Origin of the sequence: Novosphingobium huizhouense, from assembly GCF_020179475.1 — a bacterium.
Taxonomy (GTDB): Bacteria; Pseudomonadota; Alphaproteobacteria; order Sphingomonadales; family Sphingomonadaceae; genus Novosphingobium; species Novosphingobium huizhouense.
Map to the genome: position 1 here is coordinate 1 of NZ_JAILXZ010000023.1, position 300 is coordinate 300.

Annotated in this window: 1 protein-coding gene; it reads left to right on the top strand. The window is 65.3% G+C overall.

Translation table 11 applies throughout. The annotated features are described in order from the left end of the window. On the top strand, positions 1–272 hold a 272-nt coding region (locus K3A85_RS17810), incomplete at its 5' end, for a TonB-dependent receptor (protein ID WP_225207856.1). Positions 273–300 lie beyond the last annotated feature (28 nt).

The following is a 300-nucleotide window of genomic DNA, read 5'->3' on the forward strand; positions in this document are numbered from 1 at the left end:
AGAGCCAGGGTCCGGCGGCCTCGGCCTGGCTGATCAAGCCCAGCGATCCGCTGTCGAAGGATCCGACCGTGCTAGACGGGCTGACCGCGCGCAACGACATCAGCCTCAAGAACACCAGCGCGGCGGTGTTCGGCCAGCTGACCTTCAAGATCACCGACGCCTTCAAGATCCAGCCGGGCTTCCGCGTCAATTACGACAAGAAGGTATCCAGCCGGGATATTCGCGCGGCAGCGCCGAGAGCGCATCGAGCCGCGCCAGTTCGTCGGCAGTGAGCTCGACCGCGCACGCGCCGATGTTGTC